This window comes from Collinsella aerofaciens, assembly GCF_902501475.1.
Taxonomy (GTDB): Bacteria; Actinomycetota; Coriobacteriia; order Coriobacteriales; family Coriobacteriaceae; genus Collinsella; species Collinsella aerofaciens_AL.
Genome location: NZ_CABWIF010000060.1, coordinates 49,329 through 75,197 on the forward strand (window position 1 = coordinate 49,329; position 25,869 = coordinate 75,197).

Here is a 25,869-nt window from a genome sequence, read left to right on the forward strand (position 1 = left end):
CAGCGGATAGCCGGGGTGGTCGTTTGTTGGTAGTACTTTTTTGAACGGTAAAGTTACCGTGATTATCAAGCGGTTGACTGCCGTTGCCTAAGCAGTCTTGTTATATCGTTGCCGCAGTCCCCGGCGCAGTGCGCAGCTCCTGCCGAATCTTCCGAAAGCGTTCCGGGACTTCGGCAAGCTCCATCTTCTGCGGGGCATCGACCGTACCCGCTTCCTTCGCCGTTTCGTAATACCAGCACTTATAATCCACCATCTCCATGGTGTGCTGCAATTCCGCCATCTGCTGTTTCAGAACTTCTTGTTGGCGCCGGAACATGGCAAGGCGCAAATCGATGGTGTCGTCTCCTTGCAGCGCCATCTCAATGTACTGCCGGATGTCCTTGATGGACATCCCGGCTTTCTTCATGCAGCCGATCACCTGCAGCCATTCGATATCCGATTCTCGGAACATGCGAATGCCACCGGAGGAGCGCTCCACGAAGGGCAGCAGCCCCTCCTTGTCGTAGTAGCGTAAGGTGGACGCCGCAACCCCCAGCAGTTTCGCCATTTCCCCCACCGTATAGACCATCTGAAAACCCCTCCGAATTATTCCAGAATCCCCTTGACTTAAAGTTAACTTTAAGTTCTAGGATGCACATGAAGTTCAAACTTAGCAGGAGGTTTCAATTATGAGGTATGAACGAAAAGAGCAGTTCGAGAAGGTCAACGCATTCGGCACGGGAACGGCGAACACCGCCTATGCCCAGTACTTCACCGGCGATTCGTTCCTGAATCCGCTGACCGATCCGGAAGGCGGCCTGTTCGCCGCCAACGTGACCTTCGAGCCGGGATGCCGCAACAACTGGCATATCCACCACGCGGACAAAGGAGGCGGCCAGCTCCTGCTCTGCACGGCTGGCGAGGGCTGGTACCAGGAGGAAGGCAAGGCCGCCGTCAGCCTGCACGAGGGCTCCGTCGTGATGATCCCCGCCAACGTCAAGCACTGGCACGGAGCGAAGAAGGACAGCTGGTTCAGCCATATCGCCGTGGAGGTTCCCGGCGAGAATTGCGAGAACGAGTGGTGCGAGCCGGTATCCCATGAAGAGTACGCAAGGCTGTAGGGAGGAACGAAACATGGCAGTCAAGCAGACGGCAGGCAGAGATGCCCTGGGCGAATTCGCCCCGAAATTCGCGGAACTGAACGATGACGTGCTCTTCGGAGAGGTCTGGAGCCGAGAGGGGCAGCTCAGCCTCCGCGACCGCTCCCTCGTGACCGTCGTCGCGCTGATGGCTCAGGGACTTACCGATGAGAGCTTCCGCTATCACCTGGCGGAGGCAAAGAAGAACGGTATTACAAAAGAAGAAATCGCGGAGGTCGTGACCCATGCAGCCTTCTACTGCGGCTGGCCCAAGGCGTGGGCGGTTTTCCGCATGGCAAAGGATGTCTGGGGCGAGGAGTAGAACGATGATCTTGAATGAAACCTACCCGTTGGCAAACGGAGTCCAGGTTCCCAAGCTGGGACTGGGCACCTGGTTCATCGACGATGCCGAGGCGGCGGAAGCCGTTCGCGAGGCGGTAAAGCGGGGCTATCGCCTGATCGACACCGCGCAGGCCTACGGAAACGAACGCGGCGTCGGCGAGGGCGTGCGCACCTGCGGCGTTCGCCGGGAAGAGCTTTTCGTCGCCAGCAAGATCGCGGCAGAGCTGAAGACCTACGAGGATGCGGCGAAGTCCATCGATGAGACGCTGGAGAGGATGGGGCTCGGCTACCTCGACCAGATGATCATCCACTCTCCCCAGCCGTGGAGCGAGTTCCGTGTGGAGAAGCGCTATTTCGAGGAGAACAAGGAGGTCTGGCGTGCGTTGGAGGATGCGCGGGCGGCGGGCAAGGTCAAGGTAATCGGCGTGTCCAACTTCCTGCAAGATGACCTTGAGAACCTCCTGAGCTCTTGCCGCGTGATGCCCATGGTCAATCAGATCCTCCTGCACATCACCAACACCGATTCGGCATTGGTGGACTTCTGCAAGGCGCAGGGCATTCAAGTGGAGGCATACTCTCCCATCGCCCACGGCGAGGCGCTGAAGAATCCGGCGATCGTTAAGATGGCAGAGAAGTACGGCGTATCTGCCGCCCAGCTCTGCATCCGCTATGTCCTTCAGCTTGGAGCCGTCGCGCTTCCCAAGACGGCAGATCCCGCCCACATGGAAAGCAACGCGGACGTGGATTTCGCGATCTCCGAGGAAGACATGGAAACCCTCAAGAACATGGAGCGCATCGCCAACTATGGTGAATTCAGCGCATTTCCCGTGTTCAGCGGAAAGCCTCTTGCATGAGGAGAAAGCGTGAAATGAAAACCTTGATTCTGTACTACTCCTATGGAGGCAACACGAAGCGCATCGCCGAGATGATCCAGAGGGAAATCGGCGGGGATATTGCTCGTATGGATACGGTTGTTCCCTACGATGGCGATTATGATGAAGTCGTCAATCAGGGGCAGCGTGAGATTGCCGAGGGTTATTGCCCGGAACTGAAGCCGCTGAACATTGGCTGGAGAGATTACGACGCCATCATCCTGGGTTCTCCTGTCTGGTGGTACACCTTTGCGCCCGCCATGCGCAGTTTCCTGGAGCGGGCTGACCTGACCGGGAAGATCGTGTATCCGTTTGCCACCAATGGCGGCTGGCTGGGACACGCGCTGAAGGACTTTGAGGAAGCCTGCAAAGGCGCAATCGTGAAGCCGGGCCTCGATGTGCAGTTCGATGAATCCATGCTCCGTACTTCTGAGAAAGATATTCAGGCATGGATTAATACAATCCGCAGATAATCGATCTGCAGCTTTCGGCATCCGCCACAGAGCTGGCAAGGGTTTGGGACGATCCCAAAAATGCAAACAGAGCGTTCCGACTTTCCGACGGAACGCTCTTCGCTCCCTTCGTGCCCTTTTTCCTCGCCTTCACCGGGCGACCCGGGAGCTGGGGCTGGCAGACGCCTCTCTGCTCTTCGTCCACAACGTCCAGGGAAATCTCGCGGTCAACCGCCTGCTCGGTTGGAGGCGAGGGCCCGAGTTCGCCCACGCCCAGGAGCTACTCAGCGCCTATTCCGAAGGGGGCATGCGGGCGGTATCGGCTCGTCACGATTCCCGTAGTTGATCTTGACTGTGGACTCCTTACAAGTCTTGCTCGAGATCGAGCGGAGACTGGGCCCTGCCGAATCGGAGCTATGGCGACCAAAAATGTTGCCAGAAGACGCCGTCGACACTGTTTGCGATGGGGTAGAGCTCGATGGCGGTTCGGCACAGTCTGTTTCGACGGTTTCGCGGGGCGTTGATGGCGTGAAGGCGGCCGTTGGAAAGAAACTCATTTCCGTGGGGAAGAAACTTCTCGGTGAGTAAAGCTCATCGGAGCGGGGATAGAGCTTTGTCTGCGGGGTACGAAATGCTGGCTAGTGGTTGCGACGCCTTGTTGCGGAAATGCCAACTGCCACAACTACACCACCGGCAACACTCAGGGCGACTGCCATCGCACCGTTGTCGCCTGTCGCGGGTAGGGTGGTCCCGGCTGGTTTAACCGCCGCTACTGCCTTGGTGGAAACGGGATTTGCCGCGGGCTTTTCTGCCTTGGGCTGCGGTGTGGGCTCGGGCTTGGTTTCCGGTTCGGGTTTAACCTCTGGGATCGGCTTAACACTTGGATCGGGTTTGGAACCGCTCGTATCGGTTGCAATCAAGTGCACGTCGCTGTCGAAGACGTAACGGATGTAGTAATCGTGCCGCCTTTCGTGCATAATCCCCTGCCCGCTGTCGAAGTCACGGTCAACGTGTGTGCCAAGGTAGGTTGAGCTGTTGAGGTCCAGCCTGTAAGGGATTTGGTCGTCGGCGTAACTGCCTGTAAAGACTACGGTTGCTCTAACGTGATTGTCAATCATGGTCAGGGCAATAGAGACGCTGGCCTCTTTGGGGTTCTCGGTTTTTATAAGGCTTTCGGTATCGGTGTCGATCTTGAAGAGATGGACGGTGTCGTTAAGCCCGTAGATGAAGTCTTCGGGTTTGTCGGGGAAATCGTATACAAACGCCTCATTCTGGACCAACATAAAGGCAGGAGGGAGCTCCAGGTCATAGTTATGGTCGACAACGGTGGTAGCCGTGAGGCTGCCTTCCGCGTTGGCTTCGTCGCAGGTAATGGGTGCTGCGACATCGGTTTCGGGCATTTCTGTCGCCAGTGCTGCGCAGGGTAGCAAAAGCAGTCCTGCCACAAGAATGCTTACTCCGAAGGCGGCGATTCTGGCGTCTGCATGACGCTTGACGTCGCGGATAGACAGGCTAGTCCGTTTGTTATGGGTCTGCGGTGCAACATGCTGTCCATACATAAGACGCTCCTTGTTCGTAGGCCGGTTTCCGCGGATCTATATTGCGCCTGGCCGATGCGGCTAGGCTCTTTCACGCGAACGCTTATGCGAGCAGGGAGAAAGCTCAAGCTAATTTTCTCACAGTCGATACTTTGCGAGCAACGATTTGCTGTTCAATTCTCGGAGAGAGAATCAAGGTGGCCGAGGAGTTATCAGGCAATGAGATTGTGTCTAGAGAACACGAACGAGAGATGCGATCTACAGACGACTGAATAGCTCCATCCGTTTTGGTTACAACGAAATGTATGCCGCGCGCCTGCGGCATGAAGAAGGGAGATTCTTATGAATATCGTTGTATTGAGCGGTAGCCCGCGCAAGGGCGCCAATACCGACACCATGGTCGAGGCGTTTGCCGAGACCGCGCGCGAGGTCGGCCATACGGTCGAGGTCATCCGCGTTGCAGGCAAAAAGATCGCTGGTTGCCTGGGGTGTCAGTACTGCTTTGCCCATGAGGGCGCCTGCGTGCAGAAGGACGACATGGCCGGTGTGGTCGAGACACTGAAAGGCGCCGATATGGTTGTCTTCGCTTCGCCTATCTACTGGTTTGATATCACTGCGCAGGAGAAGGCCGCCATCGACCGCCTGTACGCCTTCGGTGCTACGGGCTTCCCGTTCACCAAGACGGCCCTTTTGCTCGATAGCCACAGCGAGGGCGTCTATGATGCGGCGATCGCTATGTACAAGTCAACCTGCGCGTACTGCAAGTGGGAGGACCAGGGCATTGTCGCCATCAGCGGTATGACCGAGCGCGACAGCATGGCCTCCTCGCCCAAGTTGGAAGAGGTGCGAGAGCTCGCTCGCAAGCTCGCCTAAGGACAAGAAGAACGCATGGCAATAAGCGTTGGCGGAAAGCCTACTTCCCTTACCAAGAGGATTACTGATTGCCATGCGTTGATGTCCTTATGGACAATCTCCGCGTGCTAGGAGACTTTCTCGCTCAGGAACTCCCTGAATGCGGGGATGTCAAAGCCAACGAGACCACGCCCACGTTCCCCGATGACGCCGTCCTCGAGAAGGCGGCGTTTGTATTGGCTTGCGTAGTTGCTGGCGACGCCCATGCGTTTGGCTATCTCCGAGACCCTGCTGGGGCCAGAATCGGGCAGCATCGCGAGTAAAAACTCAATGTCTTTATCGGAAAGCTCTCGATAGGTCGTTTCGAGAATGCGATCATGCAGCTCCATGCGTGCGAGTAGGGAACCCTGCTGGACATCGGATGCACTGATTTGGGGCGAGTTCTCCGAAACATCCCAAGTGCGATATCCGACGAGCTGCATCATGTAGGGGAATCCGTCGACGGCCTTCACAGCATTCTCGAGCGCTTCTGGTGTGATTGAACGTCCTCCGGCCTCAACGGTTTTGCGAAACGCGTTTGCAATTTCAACGTCAGTGATTCGTCCTAACTGATGATATTGGGAACGCCTGAGGAACGAGACGGAATCGTTACGCAGCAACGCCGATACTTTGTAGGGCAGTCCTGCCATGAGTAGGGCAACTTTTTTACCTTCGCGTACAAAGTGCTGGTAAACAGAGGCAAATTGAAGCATTTCTTCGAGATCGACGGTGACTTCATCGATGGTAATGAGAAGTCCGATGTCATGTTTTTCGAGTTGCTTAAAGATGCCATTCATGCGTGTGCGCCAGTTGCCCTGGACCTCTTGAGCATATGTCCAATCGATGCCCACTGGACCAATTTGAACGCCGTTTATGCGCGCATGAGGCTGTGAGAGGTAGCTATCTGCGGCTTCTTTGGTTCGCTCGATAATATCTTCGAGCATGCCTGGCATGGCGGAGACATTTGCTGCGATCCAACCGTGTTCAAGCGCCGTTTCTGAAAGGAGCGAGAGAAGCGCCGTCTTGCCCGTTCCCCTTGCGCCCGTAAAAATAGTCGACAGGTTTGGATCTCCCGGGCCGTTGATAAAACCACGGTTGATGTCACGCAGAATATGCTCGCGACCCGCTAGAAAGGGAGGGATACTTCCGAACGTCGGGGTAAAGGGGTTCTTGCTGTACTCCATGGTGTCTCCTTTGCAAGTTTTGCTAATTTTTGCAAGTTTTGCTAATTTTTGCAAGTTTTGCTAACGACCGACCAAAGGGCATCGAAGCAGTGACGCTGACATTTTTTAACGCAGAATAATAAGCAGAAATCAATTAATCTGCGTTAAGAAATAGTTGAGAAGAAAAACGACGAGTCCCGGGCGCAATGCCGTTGCGCTCCGGGCCTCGTCGCTTTGCGAAGTATCTAACGGTCTCGTTGCCGTGGTACCTAGTCAAACAGGCTCGGCATGTCGTTTTCCTTCATGAGGGCACCGGCTGAGGGGAGGCTCTGCGCGGTGAACTTCTCGGCCGAGACGCCGGCGCCAAGAATCTCCTCGGTCGTGCCGACGGTGGTGACCGAGCGGCCCTTCTTGGCCGTAAAGGCCTGGACGCCCTGCGTGTTGGTGGTCGTCTTGGTTTTGAGCAGCGACGTGTTGAAGTTCATCAGGCGATAGTCGCTCGAGACCAGCGCGATGTCGCGGTCCTCCTTGAGCACCTGGGCATATAGCAGCTTGCTGCCGCCGTAGATGGCGTTCTTGAGGCGCTTGCGGTTGGTCTTGGTAACGTATCCGACAAGTGCGACGCGCACCGCGCGGCCGTTCTCAAAGACGAACAGCACGTCGGCCTTGTAGTCCTCGGGGTCGATAACCCAGATGACGCTCTCGTCGGGTTCCATCTCGAGGTCGGTGGGCAGGTACGAGCCCAGCTGTGCCGACTTGGTATCCTCAAACGCCGCGACTTTGCACTTATAAACCTGGCTCTTGTTGGTAAACACGAGCAGCTCATGCGTATTGGAGGACGGGAACTCGATAAAGGGTTTGTCGCCGTCCTTGTACTTGAGCGTGGTCGCCTTCTTGAGTACGCGGTCCGTCATCTTCTTAAGGTAGCCATCGCGCGAGAGCATGATGGTGACCGGGTACTCCTCGACCTCGGGCTCCAGGCTCACCTCGATGACCTCGTGGGGCTCAATCCTGCCCGTGCGGCGCGGCATCACGTACTTCTTGTTGACTGCGGCCAGCTCGTCGCTGATGACCTTCTTGATGTTCTCCTCGCTGGAGAGAATCTCCTCAAGCTCGGCAATCTCGCCCTCAAGCTTGGCAATGTCCTTGGTGCGGTTGAGGATGTACTCCTCGTTGATGTTGCGGAGCTTAAGTTCGGCAACAAACTCTGCCTGGGTCTCGTCGATGTCGAAACCCTTCATAAGGTTGGGGACGACCTCGGCCTCGAGCTTGGTGCCACGGATGATGGCGATCGCCTTGTCGATGTCGAGCAAGATCGCCTCAAGGCCGTGCAGCAGGTGCAGGCGCTCGGACTTTTTGCCCAGGTCAAAGTTAATGCGGCGACGCGTGGACTCAATACGCCACTTGACCCACTCGTGCAGGATCTGGCGCACGCCCATAACGCGAGGGTAACCATCGACCAACACGTTGAAGTTGCACGAGAACGAATCCTGCAGCGTGGTCGAGCGATAGAGCTTGGCCATGAGCTTGTCGGGGTCGACACCGCGCTTAAGGTCGATAGCGATGCGCAGACCCGAAAGGTCGGTCTCGTCGCGGATGTCTGCGATCTCCTTGACCTTGCCCTCTTTGGAGAGCTTGACGATGCGCTCGATGATGACATCGGTCTTGGTGGTGTAGGGGATCTCGTAGACCTCGATGATGCGCTCTTCGGGAATCCAGCGCCAGCGGGAGCGAATCTGGAAGCTGCCAAGACCGGTCTCGATAATCTTTTCCATCTCCTCGCGGCGGTAGATTATTTCACCGCCGGTCGAGAAGTCGGGCATGGGCATGTACTCGAGCAGGTCGCAGTCGGGATCCTGCAGGTAGTGCATCGTGGCGGTGCAGACCTCGTTGAGGTTGAAGCCGCAGATGTCGGACGCCATGGCGACGCCGATGCCCTTGTTGGCCGAGACAAGGATGTTGGGGAACGTGGTGGGCAGCAGGCGTGGCTCCTTCATGGCGCCGTCGTAGCTGTCAACGAAGTCGACCGGGTCCTTGTCGATGTCCTTAAAGATCTCGGCGCTGATGGGGGAGAGCTTGGCCTCGGTATAACGCGAGGCGGCGTAGCTCAGATCGCCCGAATAGTACTTGCCAAAGTTGCCCTTCGACTCCACGAAGGGGGCAAGCAGTGCTTCGTTGCCCGTCGCCAGGCGCACCATCGTCTCGTAGATCGCGGCATCGCCGTGCGGGTTGAGCTTCATGGTCTGGCCCACGATGTTGGCGCTCTTCTGGCGCTCGCCCTTGAGCAGACCCATCTTGTACATGGTGTAGAGCAGCTTGCGGTGCGAGGGCTTAAAGCCGTCGATCTCGGGGAACGCACGCGAGACGTTGACGCTCATGGCGTAGGGCATGTAGTTGACCTCGAGCGTCTGCGTGATCGGCTGGTCGGTGACCTCGGAGTGCAGGCCGATGACGTTCTCGGCGTTGACCTGCTTTTTCTTCGGCTGGTTCTTCGTCTTCTTCTTTGCCACGATATCCTCTTGAACTTCTTAAGGGCCGTCGTTATCGATTTGCTGCTACTGCAGGTCCAACTGGTCCAGGTATTCCTTGCCGTGCTCGGAGATATGGCGCTTGCGGCCTGCCTCGTCGTTGCCCAGCAACAGGTTGAACATAGTTTCCATCCTGGTGACGTCCTCGGGCTCCACCTTGATCAGACGACGCGTCTCGGGGTTCATGGTGGTGAGCCACATCATGTCCGGGTCGTTCTCACCAAGACCCTTGGAGCGGTTGATGGAGCACTTCTGGTCGCCGATCTCCTTGAGAATGCCGTTCTTTTCGAGCTCGGTGTAGGCAAAGTAGGTCTTCTCTTTGCAGTTGATCTCGTAGAGCGGCGACTCGGCAATATACACGTAGCCCTCGTCGATAAGCGTGGGCACCAGGCGGTAGAGCATGGTGAGCACGAGCGTGCGGATGTGATAACCGTCGACGTCGGCGTCCGTACAGATGATGACCTTGTTCCAGTTGAGGTTGTCTAGGTCAAAGGCACCAAGGTTCTTGATGCGCTTGTCCTTGATCTCCACACCGCAGCCCAGCACGCGCATGAGGTCCATGATGATGTCGGACTTAAAGATGCGCGGATAGTCCTCCTTCAGGCAGTTGAGGATCTTACCGCGGACGGGCATAACGCCCTGGAACTCGGCATCGCGCGACGTGCGAATGGCGCCTGCTGCCGAGTCGCCCTCTACGATGTAGATCTCGCGACGGCTCTTGTCCTTGGAGCGGCAGTCGATGAATTTCTGCACGCGGTTGGCCATGTCGGTCTTCTGCTGCAGGTTGGTCTTGATGCTCTGACGCGTCTTCTCGGCGTTCTCGCGCGAGCGCTTGTTGATGAGCACCTGCTCCATGATCTTGTTGGCGGCGTCTTTGTTCTCGATCAAGTAGGTCGAGAGGCGCTCCTTAAAGAATGCCGTCATGGCCTGCTGGATAAAGCGGTTATTGATGGCCTTTTTGGTCTGGTTCTCGTAGGACGTCTGGGTGGAGAAGCAGTTGGTCACCAGTACCAGGCAGTCCTGGACGTCCTGCCACTTAATGCCGCTCTCGTTTTTGTTGTACTTGCCCTGTTGCTTGATGTAGGCATCGATGGCGCTGGTCAGAGCGCTGCGGGCAGCCTTCTCGGGCGAGCCGCCGTTCTCGAGCCACGATGAGTTGTGGTAGTACTCCTGCATCATGAAAGTGCGCGAGAAGCACATGCAAGCAGTGATTTTCACGTTGTAGTCGGGCAGGTCCTCGCGATCGCGACCGCGACGGTCGGCCTCGATAAAGAAGGGCTCGGTAAGGTAGTCGGTACCGACCTTCTCGAGCACGTAGTCCTCGATGCCCTTGGGATAGCAAAAATCCTCTTCGGAAAACTCGCCATCGTCGCCCTCGATGCGCAGGCGGAAGGTCACGTTGGCGTTGACCACGGCCTGGCGGCGCATGGTCTCGCGATACCACTCGTGGGGGATACTGATGGAGGTAAAGACCTCAAGATCGGGACGCCACTTGATGGTGGTGCCGGTGCGGTCCTCGTCGCTGGGTTCAATCTCGAGTGCCTTCTTTTTGGCGCCGACGACCTTACCCTTCTTAAAGTGCAGGGAGTACTTGTTACCGTCACGCCAAACCGTGACGTCCATGTACTCGGAAGCGTACTGGGTCGCACAGGAGCCCAGGCCGTTGGTGCCGAGCGAGAAGTCGTAGTCGCCGCCCTGGTTGTTGTTGTACTTGCCGCCGGCGTAGAGCTCGCAAAAGACGAGCTCCCAGTTAAAGCGCTTCTCGGAAGGGTTCCAGTCGAGCGGGCAGCCACGGCCGTTATCCTCTACCTGAATGGAGCCATCGCGAAAGGCGGTAAGGGTGATAAGTTTGCCGTAGCCCTGGCGCGCCTCGTCAACGGCGTTGGACAGGATCTCGAAGGCAGCATGCGCGCAGCCGTCGAGTCCGTCCGAGCCAAAGATGACGGCGGGGCGTAGACGTACGCGTTCCTCGTCCTTGAGCTGGCGGATACTGTCGTTACCATAGTTTGCGGTGTTTTTTGCCATACTCGCTCTCTCGGTGCTCCTTTGCTGCGTTTAAGTCATATAGATAGTCAAGGTAGCATAGCCCAGCCCACAGACGATTCCACCCAACACGAAATCCATCGAACAATCGTTCGGAATTCGATGGAGATTCGTTTACTCGGACAAAACCGAGTCGGCTCTGTCCGAGTAAGTTTGAAGACGGCCGAATGTGTCTTGCTGCGTTTGCGGTTGGATACGTTGTCGAAGACGTGTCGTGCGGATTGTTGGCGAAAAGACGCCGTGCCAAGCTCGAGACAGAACTCAACTCCTCTGACGACATCTAATGCGTAATGGGCTGGCTCTGGGTATCCAGAACCAGCCCATTTGATGTTCGATGAGCCGAGTCGGCGTCTCTCGCAAAGGTAACTGAGAGCTAGTGAGGCTTATCAGAATTGACCTCATCGGGGGCGTCGTTTTCGAGTGCCGTGCGGCGGGCGCTGTAGGCGACAAGGCCGGCACCAGCTGCGGCGAGTGCTGCTGCGGCTGCCGTAAGGGGAGCGTTGACATCGCCCGTGCCCGCAAGCGTGCCCGCTTTTCCGGAGCGCTTGTTATTGCCGTGGTCCTTGCCACTGCCGGAGCTGCTTCCGCCGGAGCCGCCGCCCTCGCCAGTACCACCGCCACTCGAGCCACCATCGCCGTCTGCTGTCATCGGGGCGTCGTGAAGCCCTGTCGTATCCGCGCTATCGCAAACGCCGACCTGCGCTTCTGAGCGTTCGCATGCCGCGTCGGGCACATGAAGCTCGTGCAGTACGGCACCCAGCGCCGAGTTTGCGCCCGGTCGAATTTCCTCGAGCGTTACGGGATCGAGCGCCACCAGATCACGCGCTTTCGCATACAGCATTACGCGTTTGCCCACTTCGTCGCCCCAACTCTCGGGGATGGCGAAGCTCATGCGGAACTGTGCCGTGCAGCCCGGTGCCAGCACGGCGTTTCCATTGTCGGCAACCAGCGGGTGCGTCGCAAAACGTGTGCCCAGCGTCTCGACTGCGTACTTCACGTGTGCCATGTCGTTGGTCGAAGCATCCTCGGCAAGCTCTGGATCGTAGATCGAAGCCATGCGTGCGTTCGCGCCGAATCCGATGGATGCGCTGGAGAACGGCTGGCTGGAGCCCTCTCGGTACAGATCAATCGTGCCGGCGGTCAGCAAGGTGTTGCCGTCGTTTCGCACCGTGACCATGAAGGATTCGCCTGCCGCTCCGGGCACCACCGCGCCCGAGGTAGTGACCGCGCCCGTCGGAGTGGCGCACGCCACCAAGGGCACCTCGATGCCGTGCAGCTCTGCCTCGCTCTTCTCCGCGCTCACAATGTGCGTGGCGAGCGCGGAGAGCATGCCTCCCGACGTCAAAAATGTCGTTATCTGATCGACGGGATGGTCCAGCTCGCACATCACAAACGGCTCCGTGAACAGATTGCCTGCCAAGGTGCTGGCGAAGATGCGGAAGTGCTTGCCCATCACTGCTACCGGGTTGCCTTCTTCGTCGTAGGTTTGTCCCACCTTGCCATCGGTGTTCTCTACATAGAGCACGCACCTGCCGTTGTTGCTTACGCTAAACGATGCCGGGCCACAGCCTGCGGCACCCACGGGCTGCGTTGCAAATGCCGATGCGCCTCGCGTCCAAGTAATATGCTGCAGTTGCTCGTTGACGGTTGCCAAAAAGCCCGTGTGCTGCGGCCACGGCACTGCACGGGGTACTGTGGCATCTGGTGACATAACGCCCCAGCCCGCAATGGACTGGCCGATCACGGCGTACGATGCGCAGCCGCAACCGTCTTCGGTCTCGTACGCAACGGGCACCACCATTTTGCCGTTGATATTCTCGGGCGCGCCCAGCTCGATGCTCGACGGTGCCTGCGGAAAGCGGAGGACCTGACGGAACGTGAGACTGTCGCCCAAATCATCCGACCACAGGGTAAAGCACTCCAACGCAACCTCAGCCTCGCTGCCGAGCGCCTTTTCTGCGGTGGTTCCGCGGCGGTGGAGGTAAGCGCCCGACAGGCGCCCGTCGACCAGCGTCTTGCCCACCGTGATGCGTGGACACTGCAGACAATGGTGGCCATCCTCCTGAAGGCGGCCGCGCGAGATGCTGCGCCACGACGTGTGCGACATCACGCGAACTCCGCCGTTGCTTATGCGCAGGCGCACAACGGACAGTATGCCGGATGTGCTCGCCGTATCGAAAAGGGTGTTGTCGCCGGCGGGGCGCTCGCCCGAGACCAACAGCACGTAGGCGTCCTGGTTTCCTCTTCCGTCCGTATATTCCACTACGTCGAAGTCGTAATCGTATATGCCGTCGCGCCCCACGTCTTCCTCGCCAAACCCAAGGGGAAAGTCCACAGGCGTGGGAGCGGACCACGTTCCGTTTGCCTTTGTGTGTACCACCAGGCGCGAGCGACCATTGTCGCCGTAGCGCACCGAGGCGATACGGAACAGGCATTCTACGCCGGCAATCATTGCCAGCTTCATGTGGGCTTCGCTGAGCACGCCAGCAAACAGCACGTTGTCGCTCGAGGGCTTGATGCCGCCACGCTCGTCCTCCGACACGCCGGCAGAATTGGCGTTTGGGTCGGCAACGGTGTTCGTTGCCTGACCGATGTAGGTGTACTCATACATCGGCGCGGCGTTTTCGTCGTTCTCTATCAGTGCATGGACGAAATGCTCGATCTGTCCCGTGTCGTCGCTTTCTGCATCCGCCTCGAGCTCAATGCGCGTGACCGCTTGATCCCAATCGCGCACGACAGGCGCGGCGTTTACGGCAGTGGCCTTAACCTCGGCGCGTGCGAGCAGTTCGGCGTTGGTGACGATGGTGGCCGATGCGATAAATTGCGGCACGCCGCCCGCCTCAATGTTGCCGGCCGAGCCGAAGCAGGCATCCAGCGTATAAGGCGTATCTCCACCCAATGCGAGCTCAGAGCGCTGGAGCACATACTGGTCGCCATTGTTCACCGACATATTCCACGAATCGAGGAGTGTGGGCCACGACCCCGACCAAGCCTTGGTGGTCCACTTGAACATTACGAACTGGAGTATCACATCGACATCGACGTCTGCACCCACGCGCAGTCGCGGAAGCTGGTGGCCGTCCGCCTTCTCGTATCCAATGAACAGTGTGAGGGACGCGGCGCCGCGCACGGCAGACGAAGCGACGCCTGCAACGCCGGCGCCAAAGGTGACGGCAAGCCCGATCTGGATGGTGAACGAGCCCGACGTGTTTGAATAGTCGAGCGAAATGTTTTTAAAAAACGCCGCGCCGCTGCCGTGCGTGTGGGCACCCACGGCGAGTGCCAGTTTTGCCAGCACCCAGGGGTTGACGTTTAGGAAAAATGGCACCGGTCCTAGGGTAAACTGCTCGGTCCAATTGAGGTCGGTTCTTACCTGGAAGAGGGCCTTAATATTGCCGTATGCGGGGTCGTTGTTGTTACCCCAGGTTTTGCCCACCCAATCGTAGGCGAGCGAGCCGTACAGCTGTGTGGCGATATCCATCGTGAACAGCGGCGTGCAATGGTGGCGAAGGAGCTTGGTGTTTCTTGGATCGGTGCCCGATCCGGCACTCATACTCTTGTACTGATTCCACTTCCCCTCCATCTCGTCGAGGTAGCGGTTTGCCTGCTTGGCGCCCGACTCGCGCGGCGATTTCTTCCAGTATTCCGGATCAGGGTTGCCCGAATCGTTCATATAGCTGGCTGGTTTGTATCCTCCGCCAAACAGCACGTATCCAGCAAACGAGAAATCGAAGAGGATTGGAAATGTGGGCATCCAACACGTGAACTTATTACCACCGATGCCGGGAAACGATGCGGGGAAATCAAACGGAGTGATCTCTTGGTCCATGGTGGTGGGAATGATGGTGGTCGAGCCTGATTCCGCCTTTGCGGCCGGCGCGGTGACAACGGCCATGGGGGAGGAGAGCGTGTAGGTTTTGCCCTGATAGTCGAGGACAAAGCGCAGCTTGCACCCTTCTTCCAGAAGGCCCGATGCCGCATCGAGGAACTTGTCTTCGAGTGTGAACGTTGCCAGATTATCCGCGCCCGATGCGTTGGCCTTGACTTGGCCAATCTGTGTGACGGTTTCGGGTGAGCTGCCCGCAGCGGGCATCACTTTATTGATATGCAACGTTGCCTGCCCGCCCTGCGGCAGATGAGCCTGCACGGTAAAAGCGTGCGTGTCGGGCTGGTCGTTTGCTGCTTCGTCCGCTGGCATTGCCATAAACGTGGCGTCGGCGTACTGGATGTCCCATTCGTCGAACGTGAGCTGTCGAAAGTACGGCTCGCCATCGGAGAGCGGACGTGTGGGTGCGGTAATAGCGGTGCCGCCTTGGACACGCGCGAGGGGAATCTCGACATCGCGGTAGCCCGCCATGCTAATGGAGATGCCGCCGTTAAAGTCGTACGCGTCGAGAAGCGTTGCCTCGTTCACGTAGCCTTCCGAAAGCGGCGCGACCTCAAAGATGGCCGTGCCCTCGTCATCGGTCGTGGCGGTGAGCTGCTTGCCTGCGGCATAGCGCGATGTGAGCGTGACCTGGGCACCCGTGATAGGCGTATTCTTGTTGGCGACGTCGACCACGACCACACCAAACATGGTGCGCGAGAGAACGAGCACCCTGAAAGGGTCTTTTTCGTCGGCATAGGCTTCGGTGGGCGCGAACGGCAATATGAAGGCGTTTGCGCTTCCCGGCACGCGCGGCAACATAATGCTCGCCAGCGAGGACGCTCCGGCAACAAGTAACGAACGGCGATCAAGCATCTTTGGCTCCCATCCCGCAGGTATCGGTGGAAATAATCCAATTTTGCGAGAAGGCATCCTGTCACGGTAGTGCCGTCCGAGGGCCAAAATGTCCAATTTGAGCGAGTGAAGCGCCGGGGCTCCGGGGCGCACGTGCCGCGCTAGGCAGTCTGGTCGCTAACGCAACATATGCGCGACCAGTTCGGTGCGCGTGCCGATGCCAAGCTTTGCATACACGTTGGACAGTCGATTTTTAACGGTACCTGGCGACACACCCATATGACGAGCGATTTCGGCGTTGGTCCATCCGCGGCAGGCGAGCATGGCCATGGTGAACTCTGTGGTCGTCAGGTCGTCAGCCACGTCCTCGCCCGAATCGGGGTTGTGGATGCGCCGCCAGCCGTAGCTGAATCGATACGTGATTTCGATAATGCGCGCGAAATCGTCAGGGTATTGCGATTTTAAGCATGCCTCGATAAGCCCCTGTAAAAGGCCGTGATGCTCGCCAATGAGCTCAATAAGGCCGTCGGGGCGCGCAATGTTCCAAGCAACTCCGAAGTGCGTTTTTGCGGCGCCGATGTCCTTGAGGCTCATACATGCCATGGAAGCTGCCAGGTGTAGGAATAGTTCCGAGATCGGATAGCTTCCCTGTTTCATGATCAGGGCGTTTTCCGCCATGCCCAGACTGCGGCCATATTCGCCGCGCAGGTATAGGGCATGCGCCATCACGTAACTGGCGAACAGGCGCAGGCCTTCGGGCAGATGCGCCGCAAGCGGATAAAACTCTTCGGCGGAATACGGGGAAGGCAAGTGCAGCAGGACGCTCGCGGCCGAGGCGAATAGGATATGCGTGGCGTGGACGGCGGGCGATTCCTCGTCAGCCGGCGTATCGAGGATGCCAGCAAGGCACCGGCGGGCGTCGGCGATACGGTTGAGCGACAGGTTGGCGTATCCGCAGATAAAGCATGCGGAATAGCGCAGCGCGGGATCGGTGGCGTCAAGATAGGGGCGTGCTGTCTCGGCGGCGAGGGTGGCCTGTCCGCGAAAGTACAGCGCTTCTGCCGTGGCAATGGCGCGCGAATCGGGGTCGGGAATGCCTGCAACCGCAGCGTCAATCTGCCCCGGCACAAAGGCGGTGCACATCAACGGCATGGGAACGCATGGGTAGCCATCGCAGTCCATCTTCCATCTCCCAACAGCTGGCAACAATGCAGCAATTGTACTCCTGTTGCTCGGGACCCCTTTCGTTTTACTGTTCGGTTGACGCTGCGGATCGTTTTGGAAGGCTTACGAGCATGGTGGTCCCGTTCTCGGAACTTGCTTCGACCTCTACCGTGCCACCGTGAAGCGCTGCAATCTCCCAAACGAGCGCTAGCCCGAGTCCTGCGCCGCCGTATGCCCTGCTGCGGGATTTGTCTAGACGAAAGAACGGTTGGAAGATGCTCTCACGGTACTGCTTGGGTATTCCCGGGCCCTGGTCCTCGACTCGCAGGAACACGTGGCTGTCGTTGTCGCAGATGGAGACGATAACGCTCGAGTCGGTGCGGCTATAGCGGATAGCGTTTTCGGCCAGGTTAAACACCAGCCGATAGAGGAGCGTGTCGCTCCCGATTACTAGAGCGTCTCCAGCACAATTGAGGGTTATGCCCTTATTTTCGGCAAGTGGCGCAAGGTCGGTGAGGACCTCTTCGGACAAGGGACCAAGTTCCACATCGTCCTCGCAAGGAACGCTGCGGAGCTCACTCATCTCGAGCAATACCTTGGCCATTCGAGACATGCGCTCGGTTTGTTCTTGTAGCAGGCCGAGCAGCTCGGCTGTTTCGGGTTGCAAACCGGAGTGCTCGGAGATGAATAGTTCAATCTGTGCTTGCATAAGGGCGAGCGGGGTGCGCAGCTCGTGTGCGGCGTTGCCGGTAAACTGACGCTGTGCAGAGAACCCTTCGCCAAGACGGGCGATCATGTCGTTGAAAGAGGCGCTGCATCGTTGTAGCTCGGTGGGCACATCTTCACTGAGTCTGATTTCGCTTAGATTATCAGGCTGCACGCGCTCAACCTGGGCTGCAAAAGCCCGTAGCGGTTTGAGTGCACGGCCGCTCACAAAGTATGCCAGCACGCCGCCAAGGAGTGTGACTCCAGCCGTGATGCACCAGGCTGTTGTGCCAAAAGACTCCTGTGCGTCGTTTACGACGATCGTGACCTCGTCATCGAGGGTCGTTTTCGTTGGGTCGAACGCCTGGGGCGAATCTTCGCCGGTTGCGTTAAAGGCCGAGATGTCACTGCCGATGGCATCCATGTAGCGCATGCCCGTATAGCCGACCAGGCAGTTCGTCAGCACGCATGCCGCACACGTGAGCAGTGCCGTCATAATCGTTATGCGCCATTGCAGCGAAAGCCCTTTCATTCGCCATCCTCCATAACGTAGCCCTCTCCAATCCGATTGCGAATCGGGTCGTATCCCAAAGCGCCGCGCAACTTTTTGCGGAGTGACGAGATGTGAACGCGGGTTGCGTTGCTAAAGCTGTTCACGGTGCTATCCCAAACGTGCTCCATAAGCTCCTCTTGGCTTACCGGTCGCCCCCGATTAAGCATCAGGTATTCCAAGATTCCCGTTTCCTTGCGTGTAAGAGATAAAGCCTCGCTGTCCACGGAAGCGATGCGCGCCTTGGTGTCAAAGCGGAGCTTTCCACAGGTTAATACTATGTCGCTTTGTGCGAAGCGCCTGAGGGTAAGGCTGCGGATCCTTGCCGCAAGTTCGTCCAGATGAAACGGCTTGGTAAGGTAATCGTTGGCGCCGGCATCGAGCCCGGCGACTTTATCGGATACTTCGCCACGTGCGGACAGAATCAGCACTTTGGTCTCGCAGTCAGTTTTCCTAAGTTCCCTGAGTACGGTCATGCCGTCGATACGGGGAAGGTTGAGGTCGAGCACCACGAGGTCAAAGACTTCGACGCCCAGCAGGTCGAGCGCCTCCTGCCCGTCGTGACAGCAGTCGACGCTGTACGCCAAGTTTCGCAAGCTGCGCGCGATTGCGTCACACAGCGCCTGCTCGTCCTCGACGATCAAAATACGCATAACAGTCTCCTTGCACATTTCAAATCGCGCTTAACACGGATTTTATAGTCGATATGGTCCAATAGGTCGCGTGACGAAAGGAGTGGTCAAGTTGTTCAAAGCGATAAAACCTGTAATGCAGGTTGCGTTGCTGATCGTCGGTGTGGCCATGGTGTGCTTTGGCGTTATGCGTGGCGAGGCGGATGCCGTGCTGGCCAAGGCGATTAGGCTGTGCTTGGAGTGTATCGGAATTGGATAAAAGAAAAAACACCGTGTCGCATGTTTTGGCCAGAATTCGCGGATTCATTCAGGCGGCGGCAACGCTCATCACCAACATTCACCTGCCAAACTTTGCTAAAGGCGGCATCTATCAGGGCGCGGGAAAAACAGTCTGCGTACCCGGGCTTAACTGCTATTCGTGCCCCGCGGCATCGGGTGCGTGCCCCATCGGGTCGTTCCAGTCGGTGGTAGGTTCATCCAAGTTCAACTTTTCTTACTATGTTACCGGTACGCTCATTTTGCTCGGCGTGCTGCTGGGTCGCTTTGTATGCGGGTTTTTGTGCCCGTTTGGCTGGGTGCAGGAGCTGCTTCATAAGATTCCCGGCAAAAAGTTCTCCACGAAAAAGCTTAAGCCGCTCACGTACATCAAGTACGTCGTACTGCTGTTTGCCGTGGTGCTGCTGCCCGTCTTGGTGGTTAACGACGTGGGCATGGGCGATCCGTTCTTTTGTAAGTACATCTGTCCGCAGGGCGTGCTCGAGGGCGCCATTCCGCTGGCCATTGCTAATGCCGGCATTCGATCTGCGTTGGGACATCTCTTTACTTGGAAACTTGCCGTTCTCATTGCCGTGGTAGTGCTGAGCGTTTTGTTCTACCGCCCCTTCTGCAAATGGATTTGTCCACTCGGCGCATTCTATGCGCTCATGAATAGGGTGTCCTTGTTGGGGATTCAAGTCGACGCGTGCAAATGCGTCTCGTGCGGCAAGTGCTCAAAGGTTTGTCAGATGGACGTTGATGTGGTCCGCGCGCCCAATCATGCCGAATGCATCCGGTGCGGAAAGTGCATCGGGGCCTGTCCCGTCGATGCCATCAGCTATCGCTATGGCCTGGATGTGTCGGCGGAAAAGCTCCCCTTGACCGCCGATAAAAAGTAAACAAGCTTCGACAAAACGGAGGAATGACCATGAAGCTTTCTAAGATTGCGGCCCTGTTTATGGTGCCGGTATTGGCCTTGTGCCTTGTGGCGTGCTCGGCACCCGGTGGCAATGCGAGTGAATCTGCGGGCTCCGATCCTAAGATCGCAGAACTCACTGCGCAGAAGCCGACCAATGCCGAGGAGGCCGCCGAGTTGTATGCAAAACTCATGCAGAAGGAGAACGAGATCTTTTCGAGTGATAACGCGCTGTGGGAAAAGGTATTCAACGCGGCAAATAAAGACTCGACAATGATTGAGGACGGCAGCAATTACGGCGATTTCCTGCTCAAGACCATCGACGGCGCCAAGGATGAGTTCACGGCGGATGAGCTTAAGACGCTCAAGGCCGGTGCGCAGCAGATCAAGGAGATCGAGGACAAGCTCGAGAGCCTGGAGAAGGAGTTCCCCGGCTGTGGAAGCACGCCGAGCTCAGGCGAGAGCGTCGACGCTTCGACCGCTGGCATGACGGCTGGTGCCAATGCTTCGAGCGAGGCGACGAAGTTCCCCAGCTTTACGGGCAAAGACCTGGATGGCAACGACGTGAGCAGCGACGAGCTATTCGCTAAGAACAAGGTCACCGTCATGAACTTCTGGTTCACCACTTGCAAGCCGTGCGTGGGCGAGCTGGGCGATCTTGAGAAACTGAATACGGAGCTTGCCGAGAAGGGCGGCCAGGTCGTGGGCGTCAATTCCTTTACGCTCGATGGCAACAAGGGCGAGATTGCAGATGCCAAGGACGTGCTGAGCAAGAAGGGCGTGACATATAAGAACATCTGGTTCAAGTCGGATAGCGAGGCCGGTAAGTTTACGTCAAATTTGTTCTCGTTCCCGACAACGTATGTCATCGATCAGAATGGCAACATCGTAGGGGATCCAATCGTGGGAGCCATCAGCTCCGCCGAGCAGCGCGCAGCACTCGACAAGCTTATCGACCAGGCGATTGCGAATAGCGAGCAGTAAAAAACGCGTAAAGCATGGCGAAGATCGTGCACCGCTGTGCGAAGTAGTCCGCTACCTTTCAAGATAAGCTCCACCATATAGAGGTCCCGCTCGGGACCTCTTCTTTTGGGCACCATCCCGCTCGTTTTTTGGCGCGGTTCCCTACATTCCTCACTGGCGCCGGCAAAAAATGGGGATAGAATAGGACAAACGCGTCGAATACGAACGGCGGAGGAGAGCGGGCGAGCGCGCCCGCGTGGGAGAGGTTGCCGTCCATGCTGGAGCTCAAAGGAATTTGCAAAAGGTACGTTACGCAGTCGTTTACGCAGGTGGCACTCGACAACGTAAGCCTGTCTTTTCGCGATAATGAGTTCGTGGCCATTCTGGGCCCCTCGGGCTCGGGCAAAACTACGATGCTCAACGTTATCGGTGGACTGGATCACTTTGACTCGGGCGACCTGCTGATTGATGGTATTTCGACCAAGGATTTTCACGATCGCGATTGGGATGCCTATCGCAACAACCGCATCGGCTTTGTGTTCCAGAGCTATAACCTCATTCCGCATCAGACTATTTTGGAAAACGTTGAGCTGGCGCTGACGCTCACGGGCGTGGGGCATGCCGAGCGCCGCCAGCGTGCGCGCGAGGCGTTGGAGAAAGTCGGCCTGGGCGAGCACGTTAACAAGCGCCCGAGTCAGCTTTCGGGCGGGCAGATGCAGCGCGTGGCCATCGCCCGCGCCCTGATTAATGATCCCGAGATTGTGCTGGCAGACGAGCCGACCGGCGCCCTGGACTCAACGACATCCGTGCAGGTCATGGATCTGCTCAAGGACGTGGCGCGCGACCGTCTGGTGATTATGGTCACGCACAATCCCGAGCTGGCGTACCAGTACGCTACGCGCATCGTCAATCTGGCGGACGGCAAGATCACCGACGATTCCGATCCCTTCGATGCTGCCAAGGCCGCGCGTCGCGAGGCAAAGCCTACGCGCAAAACCTCGATGAGCTTTGTGACGGCGCTGGGGCTTTCTGCCCGAAACCTCATGACCAAGAAGGGCCGCACGGCCATGACTGCCTTTGCGGGCTCGATTGGCATTATCGGTATCGCGGCGATTCTGGCGCTGTCCAACGGCGTAAACGGCTACATCAAAAAGGTCGAGGAGGATACGCTCTCGAGCTACCCGCTCACCATTTCCAAGCAGGATTACGACCTGTCGTCCATGATGGGCGGACAGGGGGCTGCGGATGATGACTCGCCTGAAAACGTGGATTCGTCCGACGACAGTGCCGGCGGCAAGGCCAAGGGAACCGATAGGATTCCTGTGGTCACGGCCGTAAAGGATATGTTTGCGAGCGTTAAGTCCAACGACATGACGAGCTTTAAGGCATGGCTCGATGCCGGTGGCGACGGCATCGATAAAGAGGTCAACGCCATCCAGTACGGCTACGGTGTATCGCCGGTTGTCTATCGTGCGGGTAAGGGTGACGAGAAACCCGTTCGGCTTGTTCCCAACGCCATGACCGAGGCCATGAGCGGAGGCGCGAGCTCGGCGGCAACGGTGAACATGGAATCCATGGGAACCTCGGTCTTTAACGAGATGATTGACGACCAGAGTCTGCTCGACAGCCAGTACGATGTCGTCGCCGGTCATTGGCCCACGTCTGCCAACGAAGCCGTGATGGTGCTTTCGAGCCGCGGTACGGTGGGTGACTACACGCTCTACAGCATCGGTGCGCTGGATATCGATGAGCTCAACGATCTGGTAAACAGTGCCATGACGGCCGACGGTAAGATCGAGACGCCCGAGACCGGCACCGACTTTACCTACGATGATGCGTTGTCCACGACGTTTAAGGTGCTGTCGCCGGCCGATGCGTATCGCAAAAACGAAGAGACCGGCATGTGGACCGATATGTCTGGCGACACCGACTTTATGGCCGCCAAGGTTGCCGACGGTATTGACGTGCACATTGTGGGCGTGGTGCGACCTAACGAGACGGCCAATGCGAGTGCGTTGTCCCCGGCATTGCCTACACGCATGCGCTGACTCGCCAGCTTATGGAGCGCGCCGCCGATTCGCAGATTGTGCAGGAGCAGCTTGCTCATCCCGAGATGGATGTCTTTACGGGCAAGTCTTTCGATGAACTGCAGGGCGAGGCCAAACAAGGCGTGGATCTGAGCAACATGTTCAGCGTGGACGAGGCGGCGCTCAAGAGCGCGTTCTCGTTTGATGCGTCTGCACTCTCGGGTGTTGCCGGCGGTATGGACCTGTCGGGTCTTGACTTGTCCGGGCTGGACATTGACCTTTCGGACGTTGGCAAGGACATCGACTTCAGCGACATCATGGCCAAAGCACCGGCCCCCGATTTCTCGGGCGTCTTCGATGGGCTGGAGCTTACGCCCGAGCAGATGCGGCAAGTGGGGGTGCTCGCCAACCAGCTGTTCACGGGTTTTATGCAGTCGGAACAGTTTAAGGCGCTGTCACCCGAAGATCTTAAGGACGCGTCAAAGCTCGCTGCCGCATTCTCGACATATCTTGAGAGTGATGCCGCGGCGCAGCAATACCTGACTCAGCTCAAGGCACTCGGTGGCGATGCCCTGGCCGAGCGTCTGCAACAGGCGATGACCGACTATGTGCAAAAACAGCTGGCTCCGTATCTGCAGCAGGCTATGGATCAGATGATGAAGGCAATCAGCGAGCAGATAGCGTCGACGGTATCATCCCAGCTCAAGGCGGGCGCGGCGGGGCTCATGGACCAGATGGCGACGCAGATGTCGTCGAGTTTTGCTAACCTGGCGAGCGCCATGCGTGTGGATGCGAGCGCCTTTGCTCGCGCCATTCATTTCAACATGGACGCCGAGGACCTGAGCTCGCTCATGATGAGCTATGCGAAGGCGTCGAAGCTCACCTACGACAACAATCTGACCACGTTGGGTTATGCGGACGAGGCGGACCCCATCTCGGTCAAGATTTTCCCGCGCGACTTTGAGGCCAAGGAGCGCGTACTTGATCATATCGATGCGTACAACAAGCAGGTCAAAGCCGCTGGCCACGATGATCGGGCAATTTCGTACACAGACTACATGGGCATCATCATGGGTTCGGTGACCGACATTGTGAACACCATCAGCTTGGTGCTCATCGCATTCGTGAGTATCAGCCTGGTGGTGAGCTCCATCATGATCGGCATCATCACCTACATCAGCGTACTGGAGCGCAAAAAGGAGATTGGCATCCTGCGCGCAATCGGTGCGTCGAAGCGCAACGTGGCCAACGTATTCAATGCTGAGACCTTTATCGAGGGCCTCATCGCCGGCGTCTTTGCCATTGTCGTCGTGGTGCTCGTGAGTTTCCCGGTCAATGCCTGGGCGCTTGCGGCCAAAAAGGTCCCCAACCTGATGAGTCTGCCCGTGCAGGATGCGCTGGTGCTCATTGCAATTTCGGTGCTGCTGACGGTTGTTGCCGGCCTGCTGCCGGCCCGTAGCGCATCCAAGAAGGACCCCGTCGAAGCCCTGCGCTCCGAATAATGTGACAAAGGGACAGTCCCTTTGTCACGTTCGTTGATATGAGAGAAGAGTAGATGATTCTATCGTTGGCCCCTATGGAGGGGATTACCGGGCATGTGTTCCGTCGCGTGCATGCGGAGTGCTTCGGTGCGCTCGATTGCTATTACACGCCGTTTTTGCCGCCGCCGCGGGTGGGAAACCGCTTTGGCGGCAAGGCGTTTAAGGAGATCGATCCTGCCAATAACCAGGGGCTCAACGTAGTGCCTCAGCTGATGTCCAAGAACGCGGACGAGTTTGTGTGGGCGGTACAGGTGCTCGCCGACATGGGCTACCGCGAGGTCAATCTCAACTTGGGTTGCCCTTCGGGAACGGTTGTCGCCAAGGGCAAGGGCTCGGGTTTCTTGCGCAATCTCGACGAGCTCGAGGCGTTCTTAAGCGATGTGTGCGAGCGGTCGCCGTTGCCGGTGTCGGTAAAGACCAGGCTGGGGCTGGAGAATGACGACGAATACGAGCGCGTGCTCGATCTGTATTGCCGCATGCCGTTGGCAGAGCTGATCGTGCATCCGCGCGTACAGAAGGACCGCTATACGGGCTCGCCGCGCAAAGAGTTTTATGGCGAGACGCTGGAGCGTGCGCCGTTCCCCGTGGCCTATAACGGTGACATTTTTGATCTTGAGGATATGGACGTGCTGGTGGAGGCCTATCCCGGCACGCGCCATGTGATGTTGGGGCGTGGCCTGCTCGCGAACCCCGCTCTGGCTCGCATGGTCAAGGGCGGCCCTGCTGCAACGGCTGCTGAGCTGCAGCGCTTCCACGACACGCTGTTTGCGGCATATGCAGAAGAGATTGGCGGCAATGCGGTCTTCCGCATGAAGGAGTGGTGGTTCTACGCCAAGTGCGCTTTCGCTGATCCCGCTACCGTCCACAAGATCGTACGCAAGACCAAAAAGGTCGACGAATACCGCGCCGCCGTCGAGCGCGTCTTTCGCGAGCAGCCACTCGCACCCATAGCCCGCTTCCACGGCTAGCTAGTCATTGGGGACGCACTTTAACGACTAGTCATTTAAGAACGTCCCCGATGACTACCCGCAAAAACTGTACACCAGCATCCAAAGATGTCGAAAAATGTCGACTTTGGATGCTGGCGTACATGTTTGGGTTCGGAGGGTGACTAGGCAATCATCGCATCGAGTATGATGAGCTCCCTGAGTCGTTCCGTACGTGTTTGCCCATGGCGCTTTGCTTTTGCATCAAACGCTTCAAGAACCGATTCGCCCACACGTGCTGATAAAACGACGCTCGGCTCATCAGAGATTGGTGGCCTTCCCAACTTGATGGTGCGACCCTTCGGCCACTCATCTTTTTCGTAGGCTTCCGCGGTTTTCTCCAACTCTCCAGGGGCAAATCCCATCATCTTTTCGAGCTGCTTAGCGTCCATAGCGCCTCCTATCGATCGGCATAATGTCGAGCAGAGGTCAACGGATACTCTTTTTGTATACAGTTTTGTAG

Annotated in this window: 21 protein-coding genes; 11 read left to right on the forward strand and 10 right to left on the reverse strand. The window is 57.6% G+C overall.

The genetic code is table 11. The annotated features are described in order from the left end of the window. Positions 1–100: 100 nt before the first annotated feature. The gene (locus tag GDJ93_RS09805; protein WP_006234618.1) at positions 101–568 is read right to left on the reverse strand and encodes a MerR family transcriptional regulator; all 468 of its coding nucleotides are present in this window, start codon (positions 566–568) and stop codon (positions 101–103) included. Positions 569–668: 100 nt separating this feature from the next. On the opposite strand from GDJ93_RS09805, the gene GDJ93_RS09810 reads away from it, so the two are divergent. The 4 genes from GDJ93_RS09810 to GDJ93_RS09825 are packed head-to-tail and all read left to right on the forward strand — an operon-like array spanning position 669 to position 2,805. Next, a complete protein-coding gene (locus tag GDJ93_RS09810) occupies positions 669–1,100 on the forward strand; it encodes a cupin domain-containing protein (RefSeq protein WP_152068645.1) in 432 nt (143 codons plus the stop codon). A 13-nt stretch (positions 1,101–1,113) separates the two neighbouring features. Beyond that, positions 1,114–1,440 carry a carboxymuconolactone decarboxylase family protein gene (locus GDJ93_RS09815; RefSeq protein ID WP_152068646.1) on the forward strand — a complete coding sequence of 109 codons (327 nt, stop codon included), beginning with the start codon at positions 1,114–1,116 and terminating at the stop codon, positions 1,438–1,440. A 4-nt stretch (positions 1,441–1,444) separates the two neighbouring features. Further along, entirely contained in the window at positions 1,445–2,314 is an 870-nt protein-coding gene (locus GDJ93_RS09820; RefSeq protein WP_193221525.1) for an aldo/keto reductase, read from the forward strand. 14 nt (positions 2,315–2,328) lie between these two features. Next, positions 2,329–2,805: a flavodoxin gene (locus GDJ93_RS09825; protein ID WP_226812589.1), complete on the forward strand. Its 477-nt coding sequence runs from the start codon at positions 2,329–2,331 to the stop codon at positions 2,803–2,805. A gap of 617 nt (positions 2,806–3,422) precedes the next feature. Here GDJ93_RS09825 and GDJ93_RS09830 read toward each other — a convergent pair. Then, entirely contained in the window at positions 3,423–4,343 is a 921-nt protein-coding gene (locus tag GDJ93_RS09830) for an LPXTG cell wall anchor domain-containing protein (RefSeq protein WP_152068648.1), read from the reverse strand. 321 nt (positions 4,344–4,664) lie between these two features. On the opposite strand from GDJ93_RS09830, the gene GDJ93_RS09835 reads away from it, so the two are divergent. Then, the gene (locus GDJ93_RS09835) at positions 4,665–5,195 is read left to right on the forward strand and encodes a flavodoxin family protein (RefSeq protein ID WP_152068649.1); all 531 of its coding nucleotides are present in this window, start codon (positions 4,665–4,667) and stop codon (positions 5,193–5,195) included. 107 nt (positions 5,196–5,302) lie between these two features. Here the strand turns inward: GDJ93_RS09835 and GDJ93_RS09840 are convergent, their stop codons facing one another. The 7 genes from GDJ93_RS09840 to GDJ93_RS09870 all read right to left on the reverse strand — a co-directional run bounded on the left by GDJ93_RS09840 (position 5,303) and on the right by GDJ93_RS09870 (position 18,757). Then, entirely contained in the window at positions 5,303–6,397 is a 1,095-nt protein-coding gene (locus GDJ93_RS09840) for a DUF8462 domain-containing protein (RefSeq protein WP_152068650.1), read from the reverse strand. Positions 6,398–6,645: 248 nt separating this feature from the next. Next, positions 6,646–8,886 (reverse strand): DNA gyrase subunit A, encoded by a 2,241-nt coding sequence (locus tag GDJ93_RS09845; RefSeq protein WP_152068651.1) that lies wholly within the window; start codon positions 8,884–8,886, stop codon positions 6,646–6,648. A gap of 45 nt (positions 8,887–8,931) precedes the next feature. Then, on the reverse strand, positions 8,932–10,929 hold the full coding sequence (locus GDJ93_RS09850) for a DNA gyrase/topoisomerase IV subunit B (RefSeq protein WP_152068652.1): 1,998 nt from the start codon (positions 10,927–10,929) through the stop codon (positions 8,932–8,934). 391 nt (positions 10,930–11,320) lie between these two features. Further along, positions 11,321–15,688: a hypothetical protein gene (locus GDJ93_RS09855; protein WP_152068653.1), complete on the reverse strand. Its 4,368-nt coding sequence runs from the start codon at positions 15,686–15,688 to the stop codon at positions 11,321–11,323. A 156-nt stretch (positions 15,689–15,844) separates the two neighbouring features. After that, positions 15,845–16,849 (reverse strand): helix-turn-helix domain-containing protein, encoded by a 1,005-nt coding sequence (locus tag GDJ93_RS09860; protein WP_152068654.1) that lies wholly within the window; start codon positions 16,847–16,849, stop codon positions 15,845–15,847. A gap of 67 nt (positions 16,850–16,916) precedes the next feature. Next, entirely contained in the window at positions 16,917–18,068 is a 1,152-nt protein-coding gene (locus tag GDJ93_RS09865; RefSeq protein ID WP_152068655.1) for a HAMP domain-containing sensor histidine kinase, read from the reverse strand. Then, the gene (locus GDJ93_RS09870; protein ID WP_152068656.1) at positions 18,065–18,757 is read right to left on the reverse strand and encodes a response regulator transcription factor; all 693 of its coding nucleotides are present in this window, start codon (positions 18,755–18,757) and stop codon (positions 18,065–18,067) included. The genes GDJ93_RS09865 and GDJ93_RS09870 overlap by 4 nt, the downstream gene beginning before the upstream one ends. Positions 18,758–18,830: 73 nt before the next feature. Here GDJ93_RS09870 and GDJ93_RS09875 point away from each other — a divergent pair, with 73 nt between their 5' ends. The 6 genes from GDJ93_RS09875 to GDJ93_RS09895 all read left to right on the forward strand — a co-directional run bounded on the left by GDJ93_RS09875 (position 18,831) and on the right by GDJ93_RS09895 (position 25,388). Further along, positions 18,831–18,977, forward strand: coding sequence for a CD1871A family CXXC motif-containing protein (locus GDJ93_RS09875; RefSeq protein WP_226812590.1), 147 nt, complete (start codon positions 18,831–18,833; stop codon positions 18,975–18,977). A gap of 13 nt (positions 18,978–18,990) precedes the next feature. Then, positions 18,991–19,872, forward strand: coding sequence for a 4Fe-4S binding protein (locus GDJ93_RS09880; RefSeq protein WP_226812592.1), 882 nt, complete (start codon positions 18,991–18,993; stop codon positions 19,870–19,872). A 29-nt stretch (positions 19,873–19,901) separates the two neighbouring features. Continuing rightward, the gene (locus tag GDJ93_RS09885) at positions 19,902–20,873 is read left to right on the forward strand and encodes a TlpA family protein disulfide reductase (protein WP_152068658.1); all 972 of its coding nucleotides are present in this window, start codon (positions 19,902–19,904) and stop codon (positions 20,871–20,873) included. Between the two features lie 254 nt (positions 20,874–21,127). After that, positions 21,128–22,900 carry an ABC transporter ATP-binding protein gene (locus GDJ93_RS10260; RefSeq protein WP_306421717.1) on the forward strand — a complete coding sequence of 591 codons (1,773 nt, stop codon included), beginning with the start codon at positions 21,128–21,130 and terminating at the stop codon, positions 22,898–22,900. Positions 22,901–22,911: 11 nt separating this feature from the next. Then, the gene (locus tag GDJ93_RS10265; RefSeq protein WP_306421718.1) at positions 22,912–24,381 is read left to right on the forward strand and encodes an ABC transporter permease; all 1,470 of its coding nucleotides are present in this window, start codon (positions 22,912–22,914) and stop codon (positions 24,379–24,381) included. A gap of 53 nt (positions 24,382–24,434) precedes the next feature. Then, positions 24,435–25,388, forward strand: a complete 954-nt coding sequence (locus tag GDJ93_RS09895) for a tRNA dihydrouridine synthase (protein WP_152068659.1) — start codon at positions 24,435–24,437, stop codon at positions 25,386–25,388. A 143-nt stretch (positions 25,389–25,531) separates the two neighbouring features. Here GDJ93_RS09895 and GDJ93_RS09900 read toward each other — a convergent pair whose 3' ends face one another. Then, the gene (locus tag GDJ93_RS09900) at positions 25,532–25,798 is read right to left on the reverse strand and encodes a ribbon-helix-helix protein, CopG family (RefSeq protein WP_152068660.1); all 267 of its coding nucleotides are present in this window, start codon (positions 25,796–25,798) and stop codon (positions 25,532–25,534) included. Between the last annotated feature and the right edge of the window lie 71 nt (positions 25,799–25,869).